The sequence below is a fragment of the Actinoplanes sp. CA-030573 genome (assembly GCF_050951115.1).
In the GTDB taxonomy this organism is placed as follows: Bacteria; Actinomycetota; Actinomycetes; order Mycobacteriales; family Micromonosporaceae; genus Actinoplanes.
Window position 1 is genome coordinate 7,413,920 of record NZ_CP192038.1, and the last position, 18,172, is coordinate 7,432,091.

The following is an 18,172-nucleotide window of genomic DNA, read 5'->3' on the forward strand; positions in this document are numbered from 1 at the left end:
ACGGCCCGCTCGGGCCACCGGGTGGCCCGAGCGGGTCAGACCGCCGCCGGCAGGCGTACCTCGACGGTGAGGCCCTCCGGCCGGGTGGCCCGGGCCCGGAGCGACCCGCCCGTGGCATGCACGAGCTGGCGCACCACCCAGAGGCCCAGACCCGTCTCGCCGGCCGGCGGGGCGGACCGGTGCAGCGCGTCGAACAGCTCGTGCGCCACCGGGCCGTGGTTCCCGACCGTCAGACGCAGCCGGCGGAGCCGCACCTCGGCCCGGACGGCCACCGTCCGGCCGGGCGCGCCGTGCCGCACGGCGTTGCCGAGCAGGTTCAGCAGCACCTGCCGGACCGGGCGGGGCCGGACCGGCCAGGCCATCGCCGACCGGGTCACGGTGAGCCGCAACCGGTCGGCCGGCACGCCGGCGAGTGCGGCCGGCAGCACGCTGCCCAGCGGCTGGGCCGGCTCGGCCGGCGCGGCCAGCCCCTCGACCGCGGCGGCCGCCTGGCCGAGCACCGCGGCCGCGTGCGCGGCGTGCTCACCGGCGAGCCGGGCCAGGTCACCGTCCTCTCCCGACTGCTCGGCCAGCGCCTCGGTGAGCGACATCAGGATCGCCAGCGGCGGCCGCAGCTCGTGGCACACCGCCCGCAGCAGCACGGCCGCCGGCTCGGTCCGGTTGCCGATCAGGACACGCATGATCGGTCCCGATCGGGGCATCGCACGACCATGTCGGCAGCCGTCCGGATCGCCGTGGTCGACGACCACCCGCTTTTCGCCAGTGGCCTGGAGCTGCTGCTGCCGCGGGCCAGCGACGGGCGCGCCGACGTGGTGGCCACCACCGGCGATGCCGCCGCCGTGGGGGACCTGGTCCGGCGAACCGTGCCCGATCTCGTGCTGGTCGACCTGCACATGCCGCCGCCCGGTGGCCTGCGGGCGATCAGCGCGATCCGCCGCGCGGCGCCGCGGGTGCGGATCGTCGCGATGTCCGGCGACGACGATCCGGCGCTGGCGCTGGCCGCGCTGCGGGCCGGCGCCGAGGCGTTCCTGCCCAAGAGTGCCGAGGCGCACGACATCGTGCAGCCGCTGCTGAGCGTGCTCGACGGATGGGCGGTGCTGCCGGCCGGCCTGCTGGCCGCGCTGCTGGCGCACGCCCGCGAGCTGGGTCCGCCGGTGGAGCTCGACGAGGCCGAGCGGGAGCTGTTGCTGATGATCGCGGCCGGGGCCGGGAACACCGAGATCGCCCTGCGGCTGCACGTCTCCGACCGCACCGCCAAGCGGCTCACCGCCGGGTTGCTGCGCAAGCTGCGGGTCTCCACCCGGGCCGAGGCCGCCGCGCTGGCCGGCCGCGCCGGCATGCTGTGATGCATCGCGGTCGGCTTCCCCGGGCACTCAGGACAAAACACCTACCGCGTGTAGGACCAGAAATACATTGAGCATGATGATCAGACCGGCCGACGCCACCGCCGCGGCCGTGGTGGCCGGATGGTTGGCGTGCTCGCCGAGCACATCCCGCCGCCGGGTCAGCCAGATCAGCGGGACCAGCGCGAACGGGACGCCGAACGAGAGCACGACCTGCGACCAGACCAGCGCCGCGGTCGGATCGATCCCGGTCGCCAGGATCGCGAGAGCCGGGGCCATGGTGAGCGTCCGGCGCAGGGCCAGCGGGATCCGCCGGTCGAGGCAGCCCCGCATCACCACCTGACCGGCGTACGTGCCGACGCTCGACGACGCGAACCCGGAGGCCAGCAGGGCCAGTGCGAAGGCCAGTGCCGCGTACCGGTCGAGAGCGACGCCGAGCCCGGCGTGGATGCCCTCCAGCGAGCCGGCGCCGGGCCGGGCGCCGCCGCCGAAGACCCGCGCCGCGAGGACCAGCATCGCCAGGTTGACCAGGCCGGCCGCGCCGAGCGCCAGCACCGTGTCGGCCCGCTGGCAGCGCAGGGCCAGCCGGCGGTCCGGTTCCGCCGCCCGCGACGTGGTGAGCGCGGAGTGCAGATAGATGACGTGCGGCATGACCGTGGCGCCGAGGATGCCGGTCGCCAGCAGGAGACCGTCCCCGCCGGGCAGGCTCGGCGCGAGTCCCCCGGCCAGGCCGGCCGGATCGACGCCGGCCCGGCTCAGGTCGTACAGGAAACCGAGCAGGATCACCCCCAGCAGACCGGCGATCGCCGCCTCGAAGCGGCGTACGCCGCGTTCGTGCAGGTGCAGCACCCCGAACGCGACCACGCAGGTGATCAGGCCACCGACCGGCAACGGCAGGCCGAACAGCAGCTTCAGGGCGAGCGCGCCGCCGACGATCTCGGCCAGGTCGGTGGCCATCGCGACCAGCTCGGCCTGCACCCACAGGCCGGCCGTCAGCCGGCGGGGCAGCCGCTCCCGGCACAACTGCGGCAGGTCCCGCCCGGTGACCAGGCCGAGCTTCGCCGACAGCGACTGCACCAGCATCGCCATCAGGTTGGCCGCGACCACCACCCAGGCGAGTTGATAGCCGAACGCGGCGCCGCCCGTGAAGTTGGTGGCGAAGTTGCCCGGGTCGGCGTAGGCGACGGCGGCCACGAACGCGGGGCCGAGCATGGGCGCGACCCGCAGGACACGCCGGCGCAGCGGCCGGGTCAGCTCGAACGCGGAATCCAGGACGACCATGGCCGGTACATGCCCGCCATGCTGGCCCGGCCGGGCCCCGGGACGGCCCCGGGAGGCCAGGACCGCGGGTAGTCCTCAGCTCATCGCACCGGACGATGTGGAGGAAGCGATGTTCAAGCACGTGGACTATCTGCAGTTCCAGGCCCGCCCGGAGAAGCCGGACGCGTTCTTCGCGGCCAAGCTCCAGGAGCTGATCGGCGGTCAGTACGGCGAGATGACGGTGATGATGCAGTACCTGTGGCAGGGCTGGTCGTGCCGGGTGCCGGGCAAGTACAAGGACATGATCATGGACATCGCGACCGAGGAGATCGGTCACGTCGAGATGCTCACGACGATGCTGGCCCGGCTGCTCGAGGCCGGCCCGAACGAGACGACCGAGAAGGCGGCGGCGGCCAACCCGGTGCTGGCGGCGGTGCTCGGCGGGCAGAACCCGCAGCACGCGATCGTGGCCGGCGGCGGACCGATGCCGACCAACAGCCAGGGCGTGCCATGGAACGGCGGCTACATCGTGGCCAGCGGCAACCTGCTCGCCGACTTCCGGTCCAACGTGGCGGCCGAGGCGCAGAGCCGGCTGCAGACCAGCCGCATCTACAACATGACCGACGACACCGGCGTCAAGGACATGCTCCAGTTCAACCTGGCCCGCGACACGTACCACCAGCAGCAGTGGCTGCTCGGCATCGAGCAGCTTCTCGACGACGGCTTCATCGACGCGCCGATCGAGAACTCGAACATGGCCGAGGAGAAGGCCGAGCAGCGCCGGACGTTCTACAGCTTCGACCCGGAGAGCACAGCGGGCGAGGGCCGGTGGGCCAACGGCCACTCGCTGCTCGGCGAGGAGCTGGTGTACGTGCCGGACGCGCAGCCGCTCACCGACGACAAGCCCATCGGCCCGGCCCCCGACCCGAAGCTGTTCGTGACCTACGCCGGCGACATGGGCAAGGGCACCCCGGGCACCGCCGGCGGCGCGTACGCGAGCGGCATGAAGAACGTGGCCAAGAAGGTGAAGGACGCACTCGATGGGTGATTTGGGCGGGTAACAACCGGCTCTCCTCATCTCCCGCCCGGCCTGGCCGATCAGGAAGGGCGGGAGAGACGGGACGGGCAGGATGAACGTTAGGCACAAGCTGCTGGGCGCGTTCCTGGCGGCGGCCGCCATCGCGACCACGACCGGCGGGGTTGTGCTGCACGCCGACGCGACCGCGGCCCGGCAAGCTGCGGTCACCGAGGCCGAGCAGGTGGCCCGCGGCATCGCCAAGGACGTGGCCTTCGGGCTGCCGCCGGACACGGCCGGCGAGAGCACGACCTCGCTGATGTACAACCGGGCCGGGCTCGCGGCGTACCTCACCCGCCTGCACGACCTCCAGGGCCGTGACATCGTGGTGATCGACCAGAACGACATGATCCTGGCCGACGCCGTGCCGGACAACGTCGGCCAGCGGTTCGACGAGGACGACGACAACCAGGTCAGCAAGACCATCGCCGACGGCCGGTCGCGGATCTTCGTCGAGAAGAGCGAGGACTACCCCCAGGGCATCAAGCAGGTGGTCGTTCCCCTCACCGGGCCCGGCGACGCGGTCAAGGGCGCCGTCGTGCTCGAGTACACGCCGCTCTACGAGCAGATGATCGAGGCGACCGCCGCCGCCCGCCGGATGATCGTCGTGGCCGTGGCGATCTGCGTGCTGCTGGTGCTGCTGATCGGTCTGATCATCGCCGGCTCGATCACCCGGCGGATCAACTCGCTGACCCGGGCGGTCGAGGTGATCCGGGACGGCGACTACACGCGGCGGGTGGCGCTCAAGGGCCGGGACGAGATCGGCCGGCTCGGGCAGGCCTTCGACGACATGGCCGAGCGGCTCGAACGGTCGGCCCGCGAGATCCTGGCCAAGGAGTACACCGACAGCATCCTGGCCAACGCCGGCGAGGGCATCTGCGGCGTCGACGGCCACGGCCGGATCATCTTCGCCAACGCCGCGGCCGGCCGGATCACCGGGCTCGGCGTGGACGGCCTGCTCGGCCAGGACTCGGGTGTCGTCTTCCCCGACGCCGCGGCCGACCACGAGGGCACCCTGCAGCGGCCGGACGGCACGTCGCTGCAGGTCGCCTATACGGTCAACGCCATCGGCCGGGGCGGCGGGGCCGTGATCGTGCTCCGCGACGTCAGCCGGCAGCGCGCGCTCGAGCACGACCTGCGCCACCAGGCCCTGCACGACGGGCTCACCGGCCTGCCCAACCGCAAGCTGTTCCTCGACCGGCTCGAGCACGCGATGACCCGGGCCCGGGCCACCGACGAGGCCGCCACCGTCCTCTACCTCGACCTGGACGGGTTCAAGAAGGTCAACGACAGCCTCGGCCACAGCGCCGGCGACGTGCTGCTGCGCACCACGGCCGAGCGCCTGACCGGGGCGCTGCGGCCGTACGACACGGTGGCCCGCCTCGGCGGCGACGAGTTCGCGGTGCTGCTGGAGAGCACCGATCTGGTCACGGTCGAGGCCCTCGCCCAGGCCTGCCTCGACGCCCTGAACCAGCCGTTCCTCGTGCACGGCCGGAAGGCGGTCGTCTCGGTCAGCATCGGCGTGGTGCCGGGCGTGGCCGGCTACGGCGACGCCGAGGAGGTGCTGCGCAACGCGGACGTGGCGATGTACGCGGCCAAGGCCGACGGCAAGGGCTGCTTCCGGTTCTTCGAGAGCCGGATGCACGAGCTGCTGCTCGACCGGCTCGACTGCGAGTCCCGGCTGCGCGAGGCGGTGCACGGCGGCGAGCTGCGGCTGCACCTGCAGCCCGTGGTGGATCTCGGCAGCCGCCGGGTCCGCGGGGTCGAGGCGCTGGTGCGCTGGGCCGACCCCGAGCGCGGCCTGCAGCAGCCGGGCTCGTTCATCCCGCTGGCCGAGGAGACCGGCCTGATCGTGGAGATCGACCGGTGGGTCCTCTACGAGGCCTGCCGGGAGGTCAAGCGCTGGCAGGACATCTCGCCGGGGGCGTCGCCGGCCTGGGTCAGCGTGAACCTCTCGGCCGCCAACCTCGAGGTGCCCGACCTGACCGACCGGGTGGCGTACGCGCTGGCCAGCTCCGGCCTCTCGCCGCACTGCCTGGTGCTGGAGCTGACCGAGACCGTGCTGATGCGCGACATCGCGGTCACCTCGGCCCGTCTCGAGGAGCTGCGCGAGCTCGGCGTGAAGGTGGCGATCGACGACTTCGGCACCGGGTACTCGTCGCTGGGCTATCTGCGCGACATCCCGGTGGACGTGCTCAAGGTCGACCGCTCGTTCATCACCGGCATGGAGCACAACCAGCGGCAGCAGGAGCTGGTCAGCGCCGTGGTGCAGCTGGGGCACACGCTCGGCCTCAAGGTGGTCACCGAGGGCGTGGAGACCGAGGAGCAGCTGGCGCTGCTGACCCGGATGGACTGCCGCTACGCCCAGGGCTACCACCTGGGACGGCCGGAGCCGGCCGAGACGCTCATCGAGCGCCTGGCCGGCTCCGCCCTGATCACCTAACTTTCCACGAACACCGAGACCGTACGCGCGGGGACGGTGAACGTTCCGGTCGAGCGTGCGAACGAGGCCGAGCGGGTGACCGGGTCGGCCGAGGCCCGCTGGACGGGATGCAGGGCGACCCGCTTCCCGGCCAGCGCGGCCACGGTCGGGGTGGTGGCCGCCGAGGTGGCGTTGAAGACCACGGTCACCGACCTCCAGTTCCGGTCGATTCCCCGTCCGTCCAGAGTCATCGTGATGACCCCCGGGGTCTCGGCCGTCCCGGAGAGCGGGAACGACAGGCGCTTCTGCACCTCGGCGGCGGTCGCGAGGCCGAAGACCGGCGAGGAGCGGCGGATCCGCAGCAGCTCCTGGTAGGCCCGGTCGGCCTGGTCGACGGCGGCGCAGCCCGGGACCAGCGCGGGGTCGGCGAGCAGCGGCTTGCCGAAGACCCACTTGTCGGCGTTGTCGGCGGCGGGCGGCAACCCGCGGCCGAAGCCGTTGCCGGCCGAGCAATCCCAGATGATCTGGTTGAACCAGTCGCCCGAGTTGAACGAGTTCCGGTCCAGGGACTTCGAGCGCAGCCGTTCACTGCCGGCCGCGACGAAGCCGACGCCCTGCCCGAGAGCGGTCGTGGCCAGCGCGACGGTCTGCATCCGCGCCCGGTCGGAGGCCGAGGTCGACGGCGGCAGCTTGTACGCCAGGGCGTCGTACAGGATCTCGTTGTCGTGCGCGTCCACATAGGTGATCGCGTCCGCCGGCTTCGCCGTGTACCCGGCCGGCGATCCGTTGTAGTCCACCTGCGACCCGGTCACCGTGGCGCCGGAGGAGTCGGTGAACCGGTAGGACGCCAGGTTGCCGCTGAGCCCCACCTTGATCAGATCCTGGTAGTGCAGCAGCCGCGCCTTCTGCTCGGCCGCCGTCCCGTTGGCCGCGTCCCCGTTCGGGTCCGTGTAGAGCCCGGACGCGAAGCCCTGGATCCGCGGGTCGGCGTCGAACGGGCCGCCACCGCGCACGGCGTCGCGCAGCCGGTCGTTGAACGTCCCGATCCCGGTGCCGGCCATGTTGGCCTGGGTGGCCTGCGCGAACCGGGCGTTGCCGGCCACCTCGCCGAAGTCCCAGCCCTCGCCGTACACGTAGATGTTCTTCCCGTCGACGCCGTCCTTCGCGAGCGTGAGCCGGTCGAGGGCGGCGCGCACCGCGAGGATGTTGGCCTTCGGGTGATGACCCATGAGATCGAAGCGGAAACCATCGACCTTGTACGCCTTCGCCCAGGTCACGATCGAGTCGACGACGAGCTTGCCCATCATCGCGTTCTCCGGGGCCGTGTTCGCGCAGCAGGTCGAGTTGGCGACCGATCCGTCGGCGAGCAGCCGCTGGTAGTAGCCGGGCACGATCTGGTCGAGCACCGACTTGGGGTCGGTGCCGGCCGCCGACGTGTGGTTGTAGACGACGTCCATGACCACGCGCAGCCCGGCGTGGTTGATCCCCTCGACCATCTGCCGGAACTCGCGCGTCCGGTCGGCGGGATCGACCGCGTAGCCACCCTCGGGCGTCGTGTAGTGCAGCGGGTCGTAACCCCAGTTGTAGCCGTCCTTGCCGGCCACCGCGGTCACGCAGGCCTGCTGCTGGTCCGAGTCCGGCGGCAGCGCGGCCAGGTCGCACTGCGGCTGCTGCTGGTCGGCCCGGTTCTCCGGGATCGTCGCGAAGTCGAAGACCGGCAGCAGGTGCAGATGGGTGACGCCGGACCGGGCCAGTGCCGAGAGGTGCTTCATGCCGGTCGTGGCGGGATCGGTGAACGCCTCGTAGGTGCCTCGTTCGGCCGGCGGCACCGAGGTGTCGGCCATCGAGAAGTCCCGCACCGACAGCTCCGAGATCTGGATCTTCTGCGGCGCGGTCGCGGCCGGCTTGCGCAGCGCGGCCCAGCCGGCCGGCGCGAGCGCCGGGTCGTTCAGGTCGACGATCCGGCTCAGCTTCGAGTCGGTCGAGAGCCCGAGCGAGTACGGGTCGGTGACCGACGCCGTGACGATCTTCTGCGCCGCCGGCTGCCAGGCCGTGACGCGGTACGTGTAGTACTTGCCCGTCCAGCTCGCCGGTCCCCGGACCGACCAGACGCCGGTGCGGTCGTCCCGCCGCATCGCCACGGTCCGCGGCGACGAGGTGGGCGTGTCGTAGAGCTGGAGATCGACGGTCCGCGCGGTCGGCGCCCACACCGACAGCGTGCTGCCGACCGGCCCGAGCCGCGCGCTGGTGGCCGCCGGGTAGACGTCATCGAGCACGCCCGCGGTCTGCACCCCGGTCGCCGAGAGCAGCTTGCCCGCCGCGTCCCGCTCGGTGACGACGACCTGTCCCCGCAGGATGCCCGAGATGTCGCCCGAAGGCACCGTGAACGCATCGTATTGCCAGAGATGCGGGAACTTCGTGCGTTGGGCCTCGGTCAGACCATCCCGGCGGGCGGAGACGGAGATTTCCGAATAGGTCCCGGTGAGCTCGCCGTCGGCGACGCCGATGCCGCCCGAAGGCGAGTAGACCAGCGCGTACTTCTTGCCGTCGGTGGCGTCCGACGGCTTCCAGGCGATCGTCGACCGGTCGATCCAGACCGCCGACGACTTGGTGAGGTCCACGACCCCACTGTTCCCCGCCTTCTTGACCACCGGCAGCAGACGGTCGGCGACGCCGGCCAGCAGCCAGACCTCGCGGCCGGCGGAGGCGAAGTCGAGCCGCTGGTCGTCCGGCAGATCCTTGGTGTCGCCCTTGTGGATGATGTAGCTGAGCCCGGTCGCCCCGGCCGCCAGCGGCACCTTGAACGTGACGCCGTACGAGTCGGTCGCGGCCGGCTGCAGGGGCGATCCCCAGTCGGTGCCGGTCGCCGCGCCGTCCCAGACGTGCAGCCCCCAGCCCGCGTAGTCGCCGTCGGCCCGCCGGTAGTGGATGATCGCCGTGCTCTGGTCCTGCGGCGGGTAGTCGTGGCTGGTCGCCACGGCCGGGTCGCCCTGCTTCAGCCAGACCTCGGGGTTCTTCGACGGGTCCAGCGACCGGTCGCTGTCGGTGTCCTTGACCCCGTCCTTGCTGACCACGATGAAGCCGACGTTCTTGGCGCCGGGCTTCAGCTTCACGTAGGCGAACTTCCCGTACGCGTCCTCGCCGGCGAACGGCTGACCGGCGGGCCAGGTGGTGGCCATCGAGTCGTCGACGTCACCCCACACGTAGAGGCCCCAGTCGTCGTAGTCGCCGGCCGGCCGCTGGTAGTGCACGACCGCGTAGTCGGGGCTGGTCGAGACCACGGGCGTGCCCACCCCGATCGTGCGGGTGTCCGACGCGAGCCGCCCGCGGCCGTCCCGCACGACCGCCTTGTAGCGCACGACGGTGCCGCCGGCCAGCCCGTTGAGGTCGTGGTAGACGGTGTACGGCGCGTGCGTCGCGGTGCCGACCAGCTTCCACGGGCCGTTCCCGATCTGGGCCGCGACCGTGACGGTGGCGAGCGGGTCGCCGGTGACGTCCGCGGTGATCGCCGCCCGGGTGGGCACGAGCGCACCCTCGGCCGGCGACGAGATGGTGACGGTCGGCGCGGCACCCACGGGCAGGCCGGCATCGGCCCGCAGCACCAGCGTCGAGAGGGCCGGAACGGTGACGGTCACCTTGCCGCCGGCCGCGGTGAGGGCGCCGGAGCCGCCGTAGATGGCCCGGAAGGACGACGAGGAGACGTCGAAGGTGACCGTCTGCGTGGTCGTGGCGCTGTTGGCGGCCACCACGTACTCGGTGCGCTTGTCCGGGTCGAAGCGGGAGACGGCGAAGACACCCGGGCCCGCCGCCGAGTAGCGGGTGACCTGCTGACCGACGGTCAGGGCCGGGTTGGCCTTGCGCAGCGCGGCCAGCGACGCGATCGTCCGGTAGAGCGGGTGCCGGGTGTCGTAGTTGTCGACGGCGTGCGTGCGGTCGGTGCCGATCAGGTCGTCGTCGAGGTAGTCGGCGGTCCTGGAGGCGAACATGTCCTGCCGGGCGTCCTTGTCGCCGCCGGGGCCGGTGAAGCCCTGCTCGTCGCCGGAGTAGACGACCGGCTGGCCGCGGGTCAGGAACATCAGCTCGTGCGCGAGCTCGTCCCGCCGCAGATACGACCCGGCGTCCGCGGAGCTGGACTCGATGAACGAGCCGATCCGGCCCATGTCGTGGTTGCCGAGGAAGGTCGGCAACCGGTCGGCGCCGGTGTCGCGGGCGGTGTAGAGCGCGTCCTTGGCGTAGACGTCGGCGAGCGCCTGGGCCGAGCCGGCGCCGGTCACGAAGTTCTTGGCCGCGTCCTGGAAGGAGAAGTCGAGCGTGGCCGGCAGCTTGCCCTGGCGGACGTAGGTGGACTCGATCTCCTGGTCGGCGCTGTAGACCTCGCCGAACATGAAGAAGTCCTTCCTGCCGGCCCGGTCGGCGGCGGCCTTGATGCCGGCGCTGAACTGCGGCCAGAAGTCGAGGTCGGTGTGCTTGACGGTGTCCAGGCGGTAGCCGTCGATGCCGGTGGCGGCGATCCAGTCGGCGTAGATCTCGGTCATGCCCTGGACCACCTCGGGACGCTCGGTCCACAGGTCGTCGAGGCCGTAGAAGTCGCCGTACTCGCTGTTCTCCCCGGCGAACGTCGAGTTGCCGCGGTTGTGGTACATCGTCGGGTCGTTCAGCCAGCCCGGCTTCTTGACCGTCCGGTCCGCGGCGGTCGGGAAGACCGGCGTGTACGGGAAGGAAGCCGTCGAGACCGCGGGGAAGCCGTTCTTGCCGTCGGAGTAGTTGCGGTCCTCGAACGCCCGGCCCTGAGAGTCGCGATAGGGGCTGGTCGCCTTGTCGATGTAGTCGTACTTGTTCTGGGCGTACCGGATCACGTCGGCGGTGTGGTTGACGATGATGTCCAGGTAGATCTTCATGCCCCGCTGGTGGGCCAGCTTCACCAGCCTCTTGAGGTCGGCGTTGGTGCCGAAGTGCGGGTCGACCTGGGTGAAGTCGGTGATCCAGTACCCGTGGTAGCCGGCCGAGATGTCGGTGCCGCTGCCCTGCACCGGCCGGTTCTTGAAGACCGGCGCGAGCCAGATCGCGGTCGTGCCGAGGCCCTGGATGTAGTCCAGCTTGTCGATCACGCCGGCCAGGTCGCCGCCGTGGTAGAAGCCTTTGTCGCCTGCGTCGTAGCCGGTCTGCAACCGGTCGCCCTTCAGGCCGCCCTTGTCGTTGGACTTGTCGCCGTTGGCGAACCGGTCCGGCAGGACGAAGTAGTACTGCTCCGAGGGGCCGGGCCGGTCGGCGCCCCAGTGGGCGATGGCCGCGTCGCCCGGCGGCGGAGCGGTCCGGGCCGGCGACTGCGCCTGGGCGGGCACGGCGACGAGGAAGGGAAGAGCAAGGCTGAGGACGGCGGCTAACAATCGCCGTCTCCGGAAAGCGACCACTTTGTCCCCTTTTATCTATCAGCTGCCCAGACCTGGAAGGCCGGGCCGTAGCCATCGATGGCGGTGGAACCATCGGGTTCGGTGTACAGCGGCTTGCCGCCGCCGTAAAGGTTCTCCCAGCGCGTCCCGCCGGGCAGCCCGGTCACGGTCAGCGGTTCGCCGGCCCGGCGGCGGGCCATCACCAGCACCGTCTGCTCGGCGCTCTCCCGCAGGAAGACCAGGCAATCCCCGATCGCGTACGCCCATCGCAGCCCGCCCTTCCGCAGCGCCGCACTCGATCGCCGCAGCGCGATGAGCGCCCGGTACCGGTCGAACGTCGCGGCGTCCCACGGCCGGCCCCACGGCATCGGCTGCCGCGCCGACTCGTTGGTGGCGCCGGTCAGCCCGATCTCGTCGCCGGCGAAGATCATCGGGGTGCCGGGCAGGGTGAGCAGCAGGCCGGCCGCGAGCTCGTGCCGGGCCGCGTCGCCGACGACGGTCCGGATCCGGGCCGTGTCGTGCGAGCCGAGCATCTGCCACGAGGTCGTCCACGACCGCCACGACGTCTGGGCCGCGAACGCCGTCATGGCCGCCACCGTCGCCGCCGCGTCCCGGTGCGGCACCTCCACCGGCACGCCGAGGAAGTCGTCGAACGGCAGGTTGTCGGCGCGCAGCCAGCTCCAGATCGGACGGGTGAAGCCGGCGTAGTTCATCGTCCCGTGCCAGCCGTCCCGGTCGAGGTCGGCGGTGGCGTCGTGGGCGTGCTCGGCGATCAGCAGGCCGTTCGGGCGGGCCTCGGACACGGCCTTGCGCAACAGCGTGGCGACCTGGTGGGTCCAGTCGTCGGCGCCCCGGCGGCCGGTCATGTTGGCCACGTCGATCCGCCAGCCGTCCAGACCGTACGGCTCGCGCAGCCACCGCTGGGTCACCGCGCGGAACCGTTCGCGCAGCTCGGCCGAGCCCCAGTTGAGCTTGGGCAGCGACGGGTGGCCCATCCAGCACTCGTAGCCGCCGCCGGGCTTGACGTAGTAGAAGTCGCGTTCGGAGGCGAACCACGGATGCGCGGCGCCGGTGTGGTTGGTGGTGAGGTCGCCGAGCAGCCGCCAGCCGCGCTCGTGGACGGCGCCGGCCAGCCGGGCCAGCGCCTCGTCGCCGCCGAGGGCCGGGTCGACCCGGTCGAAGGAGGACGCGTCGTAGCGGTGGTTCGAGGGGGCCGGGAAGAACGGCGTCAGGTAGAGCGTGTCGGCGCCGAGCGCGGCGATGTGGTCGAGCTTGCCGGCGATGCCGTCGAGATCGCCGCCGTAGCGGACCCGGGTGGCGTACGGCCCGCTGGTCGCCGGCGTGTCCCAGCTGACGTCGCCGGCCGGGGCCGCGGCCGAGCGGGCGAACCGGTCCGGGAAGATCTGGTAGACGACGGCGTCGCGCGCCCAGGCCGGTGGCGCCGGGTGCGCGACCAGCCGGAAGTCGGTGGCGTCCGGCACGTCGTGGTGGGTGAGCCCGGCCCCGGTCAGCCAGCGCACCCCCTGCGTCGTGCGGATCAGGAAGCGGTACGGGGTGACCGGGTTGCGGACCGGCATCTCAGCCCGCCACCAGACGTCGCCGGCCCGATCGGTGCGGTCCACGACGGCCGAGGTGAAGACCGGTTCGCCGTCGGACAGCCAGCGCAGGTGGATGCGGGTGGCCCGGGTGCCGGCCGGCACCCGGACGAACACCGCCACGGTCTCCCCCAGCGCCGGGTGCGGCGTCGAGACGTACAGCTCGGAGCCGTCGTGGTGGATCCTCATCCCTTGACCGCTCCCGAGGTGAGACCCTCCACGATGTAGCGCTGGAGGAGCTGGAAGACGAGCACGGTCGGGATCGCGGTGAGCAGCGTGCCGGCGCAGAAGATGCCGAAGTTGGTGTTGCGCTGATCGGCCGCGACCAGGCCCCACAGGCCGACCGAGAGCGTCTTGGCGCTCGAGTCGGTGAGGAAGATGTTGGCGAAGATGAACTCGTTGATCGTGCTGATGAACGCGAGCAGCCCGGTCACCGCGAGCACGGGCGCGACCAGCGGCAGCAGGATCCGGAAGAACACCTGCGCGTGCCCGGCGCCGTCCACCGTGGCCGACTCGTCGAGCTCGCGCGGCACGGTGTCGAAGAAGCCCTTCATCAGCCAGGTGCCGACGCCCAGCGCACCGCCGAGGTAGAGCAGGATGATGCCCCCGCGGGTGTTGAAGCCGATCACCGGCCAGTAGTCGGTGATCGTCGCGAACATCAGGAAGATCGCCACCACGGCCAGGAACTGCGGGAACATCTGGATCAGCAGCAGCGAGAGCAGGCCGGTGCGGCGGCCGCGGAAACGACGGCGGCTGAAGGCGTACGCGGCCAGGGCCGACACGAAGACGCTGACCGCCGAGGCCGTCCCCGCGATGATCACCGAGTTCAGGAACCACTGCCCGAAGTTGGTGTCGCGCAGGAGCTTGCCGAAGTTGTCCAGGGACAGGCCGGTGGGCAGCAGCTGGGTCGAGGACAGCGTGCCGAGCGGGTTGAACGCCGCCGACAGCACGAACAGGATCGGCCCGAGCGAGAAGAGCACGGCCAGGACGCCGACCGCGTGCCGCCAGCCGACCTTCTTCAGCCACTTCACGCGTACACCTCCTCTTGTTGTCTGGTCCTTCGGAAGCCGATCGCGGAGACCGTGCCGACGATCAGGAAGATGAAGATCGAGATCGCGGCGGCGTAGCCGTACTGCGCGCCGGAACCGCCGAACGCCAGCCGGTAGGTGTAGGTGATCAGCAGGTCGGTGGCGCCGTTGGCCGGGTTGTCCGGCGCGAACGGGCCGCCCTCGGTGGTCAGGTAGATCGCGTTGAAGTTGTTGAAGTTGAACGCGAACGACGAGATCAGCAGCGGGGTCAGCGCCACCATGAGCAGCGGCAGCACGATCCGCCGGAAGCTCTGCCAGGCGCCGGCGCCGTCGATCCGGGAGGCCTCGCTCAGCTCGGCCGGAATCGCCTGCAGCGCACCGGTGGTGACCAGGAACATGTACGGGTATCCCAGCCACAGCTGCACGAGCAGCACCGCGAGCCGGGCCGTCATCGGCTGGCCGAGCCAGTCGACGTCGGTGCCGAGCACGTGGTTGATCAGGCCGAAGTCGCTGTTGAACATGTCCCGCCAGACCAGCAGCATGGCGAACGCCGGCATCGCGTACGGCAGGACCAGCAGCACCCGGTAGAGGTTGCGGGCGCGCACCCGCGGCGAGTGCAGCGCGACCGCGATCAGCATGCCGAGCACGAACGTGCCGCCGGTCGACCCGATCGCGAACGCGAAGTTCCACACCAGCGTGCGCAGGAACGGCCCGCTGATGTCGGGGTCGGTGACCACGCGGGTGAAGTTGCTGAGGCCGACGTTGACCTTCCAGCCCTGGGCCAGCCGGTCGCCGTCCGTGCTGACGAAGGAGCCGGCCGTCTCGTCCGCGGTCCAGACCTTGCCGCTGGTGGTGTCCCGGATGCAGTCGCATCTCTCGTCGTACGCGCGGCCGGCCTTGCCCTCGTAGGCGCGGGACAGCCCGCTCGAGCGGATGGCGCCGCCGTCGACCGGCACCGCGAGCGCCGTGATCTCCTTGCTGCGCAGCGACGCCTGGCCGAAGGTGAGCACCGTGTAGCCGTCGGCCGCCGTCACCTTGCCGGCGCTGGTCACGGTCACATCGGCGGCGTCGAGCTTCTTGAGCCCGCTCGCGTCGCCGGCCGAGACGACCTTGGTGGCCGGGTCGGTGATCAGGAAGACGAGCGGGCCGGTCGCCGGGTCGCCGGTGGTGGCGACGCTCAGCGCGTACTGGGTGGAGCCGGGCACCTGGGTGACCGACGCGGTCTGGATCGCCACGATGGCGTCCTGCTTGGTGCCGCGGTGCCCGTCGCCGAAGTTGGTGAACGCGGTGGTCGCGGTGTAGAGCACCGGGAACAGCTGGAAGGCGATCAGCAGCAGGGTGCCGGGGGCGAGGTACTTGGCCGGGATGTGCCGCGGCGTCAGGTACAGGTAGAGCAGGGCGCCGGTGGTGAGGACCAGCAGCGCCAGGCCGACCCAGGCCTCGTGCTCGACCAGCGGGAAGGCGGCCCAGACCGCGATCGCCACGACCAGGCCCAGCAGACCGGCCTTGATCAGCTGGCCGGTCACGCTCGTGTACTTCTCCGGCCTCGGGGGCGGGCCGGCGGCGGGGGCGTGGAGGGCCCGCGTGGCGGGCCCTCCGAGCTGCGTCGTCATTACTTGTTGATCTGGCCGGAGATCGTCTTGCCGGCCGCGGTGATGGTCTTGGCCGGGTCGGCGCCGCCGACGATCGCGGCCTCGGCCTTGCCGAACGGGTCCCAGATCGCGGCCATCTCGGGGATCGCCGGCAGCGGGATCGCGTTCTTGCCCGCCTCCTGCCACTTGGCGAGGTCGGGGTCGGTGCCCTTGACCTGGTCGAAGGCGGCGGTCAGCGCCGGCGGCCGGGGCTCGGCCTGGTAGAGGGCCACGGCCAGGTCGGGGGTGGTCACATAGTTGGTGACGAACTCCTGGGCCAGGGCCTTGTTCTTGCCCTTCGCCGCGACGTAGAAGGTCTGCACGCCGAGGAACGGCTGGGCCGGCTTGCCGCCCGCGAAGCCGGGGACGGGCGAGATGTCGTACTTGATGCCGGCCTTCTTGACGTCGGTGATCGCCCACGGGCCGGAGACCAGGTAGGCGCACTTCTTGCCGGTGAAGGTGGAGATCGAGTTGTCCGAGGTGATCGAGCGCTTGAGGGCGCCCTCACCCTTCTCGCCGAGGGCCGCGATCTTCTTGAACGCGGCGACCGACTCCGGCTTGCCGACGCCGAGGTCCTTGGGGTCGTAGTCGCCGCTCGCGGTGGTGCCGAAGAGATAGCCGCCGGCCGACGAGTACAGCGGGTACAGGTGGTAGGCGTCGCCGGTCTGCCCGACCTGGAGGCAGAGGATCTCGCTCGCCTTCTTGGCGCTCTTGAGCTTCTTGCCGTTGGCGACCAGGTCCTCGATCGTGGCGGGCGCGTCGGGCGCGAGGTCGGTGTTGCGGATCAAAGCCAGGTTCTCGGTCGCGTACGGCACGCCGTACGTCTGCCCGTTGAAGGTGACCGCCTTGAGCGCGTTCCCGGCGATGCCCGCCTTCTGGTCGGCGCTGAGCTGCACCGGGTCGATGGCGCCGTTCTGCACCAGGTTGCCGATCCAGTCGTGGGCGCCGACCATCACGTCCGGGCCGCTGCCCTGCTGGGAGGCGGTCACGAAGGTGGTCTGCTGGTCCTTCGAGATGGCCTGGATCTTGACGGTCACGCCGTTCTCGGTGCCGAACTTGTCGGCGAACGGCTTGAGGGCGGCGGCGCGCTTGTCGTCGGCCCAGATCACGAGCTGGCCGGCCGCTGCCTTGGCGCTCGGGTTGTCGCTTGCGGTCGCCGATTTGTCAGCTTTGTCGCCGCAGCCGGCGGCGAGCAGGGCAAGGGTCAGGGCGCCGGCCACACCCGCGGCACGGATGCGCATATACGTCTCCCGTTCGATTGTGGAGAAAGACTTTGCAGGGACCGACCGCCGCTTGATCGACTTGTGTCGGCCGTGTTGCCGGGACGTTAGCAAGCACTTGCATGTTTTGGAAGCCCTTGCACTCTCGTCGTCGGAAGACGTCATCGGTACAGTGCCCCTCATGCGAGCACGGATGTCCGACATCGCCCGGCAGGCCCAGGTCAGCGAGGCGACGGTGTCGCGCGTCATCAATGACCGGCCCGGCGTATCCCTGGAAACCCGGCAAGCGGTGCTGACCGCTCTCGACGTACTGGGCTACGAACGGCCGGAACGCTTGCGCAAGCGCAGCGCCGGTCTTGTCGGGCTGATCGTGCCAGAGCTCGACAACCCGATCTTCCCGGCGTTCGCCCAGGTCATCGAGTCGACGCTGGCGCAGTCCGGGTACACGCCGGTGCTCTGCACGCAGTCGCCGGGCGGGGTCACCGAGGACGAGTACGTGGAGATGATGCTCGACCGTCAGGTCAGCGGCATCGTCTTCGTCAGCAGCCTGTCCGCCGACACCGCCGCCGACCCGTCGCGCTACCGCCGGCTGATCGAGCGACCGCTTCCGATCGTGCTGGTCAACGGCTGGTCGGAGAGGATCGAGGCGCCCTTCGTGTCCTGCGACGACCGGCTCGCCGGCGACCTCGCGGTCAGCCACCTGGTCGCGCTCGGCCACCGCCGGATCGGGCTCATCTCCGGACCGAACCGGTTCATCAACACCCAGCGCAAGCTCGCCGGATTCCGGGCCGCCCTGCGCCGGCACGCCGTCCCGGACGCGTTCGTCGAGCTCACCCTGTTCGGGGTGGAGGGCGGCGAGGTGGCGGCCGAGCGCCTGCTCGAGCGGGGCGTGACCGGCATCGTCTGCGCCTCCGACCTGATGGCGCTGGGCGCGATCCGGGCCGTGCGGCGGCGGGGGCTGTCGGTGCCGGCCGATGTCTCGGTGATCGGGTTCGACGACTCGCCGCTGATCGCCTTCACCGACCCGCCGCTGACCACCCTGCGGCAGCCGGTCGCCGCGATGGCGGTCGCCGCCGTGCGCTGCCTGGTCGACGAGATCGACGGCCACGGGGCCCCGCGCTCGGAGTACCTCTTCCGCCCCGAGCTGGTGGTGCGGGAGTCGACGGCGGTCGCGCCCCTGGCCGTACGCGTGTAACTTCTTTCAAGGT

At 71.2% G+C, this 18,172-nt stretch carries 11 protein-coding genes; 4 read left to right on the forward strand and 7 right to left on the reverse strand.

The features are described 5' to 3' along the window. Positions 1-35 precede the first annotated feature (35 nt). On the reverse strand, positions 36-680 hold the full coding sequence (locus tag ACQP2F_RS34065; RefSeq protein WP_433294795.1) for a sensor histidine kinase: 645 nt from the start codon (positions 678-680) through the stop codon (positions 36-38). A 30-nt stretch (positions 681-710) separates the two neighbouring features. Here ACQP2F_RS34065 and ACQP2F_RS34070 point away from each other — a divergent pair, with 30 nt between their 5' ends. Then, a complete protein-coding gene (locus ACQP2F_RS34070) occupies positions 711-1,346 on the forward strand; it encodes a response regulator transcription factor (RefSeq protein ID WP_433294797.1) in 636 nt (211 codons plus the stop codon). A gap of 27 nt (positions 1,347-1,373) precedes the next feature. Here the strand turns inward: ACQP2F_RS34070 and ACQP2F_RS34075 are convergent, their stop codons facing one another. Beyond that, positions 1,374-2,624 (reverse strand): Nramp family divalent metal transporter, encoded by a 1,251-nt coding sequence (locus ACQP2F_RS34075; protein WP_433294799.1) that lies wholly within the window; start codon positions 2,622-2,624, stop codon positions 1,374-1,376. Between the two features lie 109 nt (positions 2,625-2,733). Between ACQP2F_RS34075 and ACQP2F_RS34080 the strand changes: the two genes are divergently transcribed. After that, the gene (locus tag ACQP2F_RS34080; protein ID WP_433294801.1) at positions 2,734-3,651 is read left to right on the forward strand and encodes a manganese catalase family protein; all 918 of its coding nucleotides are present in this window, start codon (positions 2,734-2,736) and stop codon (positions 3,649-3,651) included. 82 nt (positions 3,652-3,733) lie between these two features. Then, entirely contained in the window at positions 3,734-6,121 is a 2,388-nt protein-coding gene (locus ACQP2F_RS34085) for an EAL domain-containing protein (protein WP_433294803.1), read from the forward strand. On the opposite strand, the gene pulA is transcribed toward ACQP2F_RS34085, so the two are convergent. The 5 genes from pulA to ACQP2F_RS34110 form a co-directional block, all read right to left on the reverse strand. Beyond that, complete coding sequence (gene pulA / locus ACQP2F_RS34090; protein WP_433294805.1) at positions 6,118-11,442, reverse strand: pullulanase-type alpha-1,6-glucosidase; 5,325 nt, start codon at positions 11,440-11,442, stop codon at positions 6,118-6,120. The genes ACQP2F_RS34085 and pulA overlap by 4 nt on opposite strands. Positions 11,443-11,522: 80 nt before the next feature. Next, positions 11,523-13,274 carry a glycoside hydrolase family 13 protein gene (locus ACQP2F_RS34095; RefSeq protein WP_433294807.1) on the reverse strand — a complete coding sequence of 584 codons (1,752 nt, stop codon included), beginning with the start codon at positions 13,272-13,274 and terminating at the stop codon, positions 11,523-11,525. Beyond that, the gene (locus ACQP2F_RS34100) at positions 13,271-14,116 is read right to left on the reverse strand and encodes a sugar ABC transporter permease (RefSeq protein ID WP_433294809.1); all 846 of its coding nucleotides are present in this window, start codon (positions 14,114-14,116) and stop codon (positions 13,271-13,273) included. The genes ACQP2F_RS34095 and ACQP2F_RS34100 overlap by 4 nt, the downstream gene beginning before the upstream one ends. Beyond that, positions 14,113-15,726: an ABC transporter permease subunit gene (locus tag ACQP2F_RS34105; RefSeq protein WP_433294811.1), complete on the reverse strand. Its 1,614-nt coding sequence runs from the start codon at positions 15,724-15,726 to the stop codon at positions 14,113-14,115. The genes ACQP2F_RS34100 and ACQP2F_RS34105 overlap by 4 nt, the downstream gene beginning before the upstream one ends. Then, positions 15,726-16,985, reverse strand: a complete 1,260-nt coding sequence (locus ACQP2F_RS34110; protein ID WP_433294813.1) for a sugar ABC transporter substrate-binding protein — start codon at positions 16,983-16,985, stop codon at positions 15,726-15,728. The genes ACQP2F_RS34105 and ACQP2F_RS34110 overlap by 1 nt, the downstream gene beginning before the upstream one ends. A gap of 160 nt (positions 16,986-17,145) precedes the next feature. Between ACQP2F_RS34110 and ACQP2F_RS34115 the strand changes: the two genes are divergently transcribed. After that, on the forward strand, positions 17,146-18,159 hold the full coding sequence (locus tag ACQP2F_RS34115) for a LacI family DNA-binding transcriptional regulator (protein ID WP_433294815.1): 1,014 nt from the start codon (positions 17,146-17,148) through the stop codon (positions 18,157-18,159). Positions 18,160-18,172 lie beyond the last annotated feature (13 nt).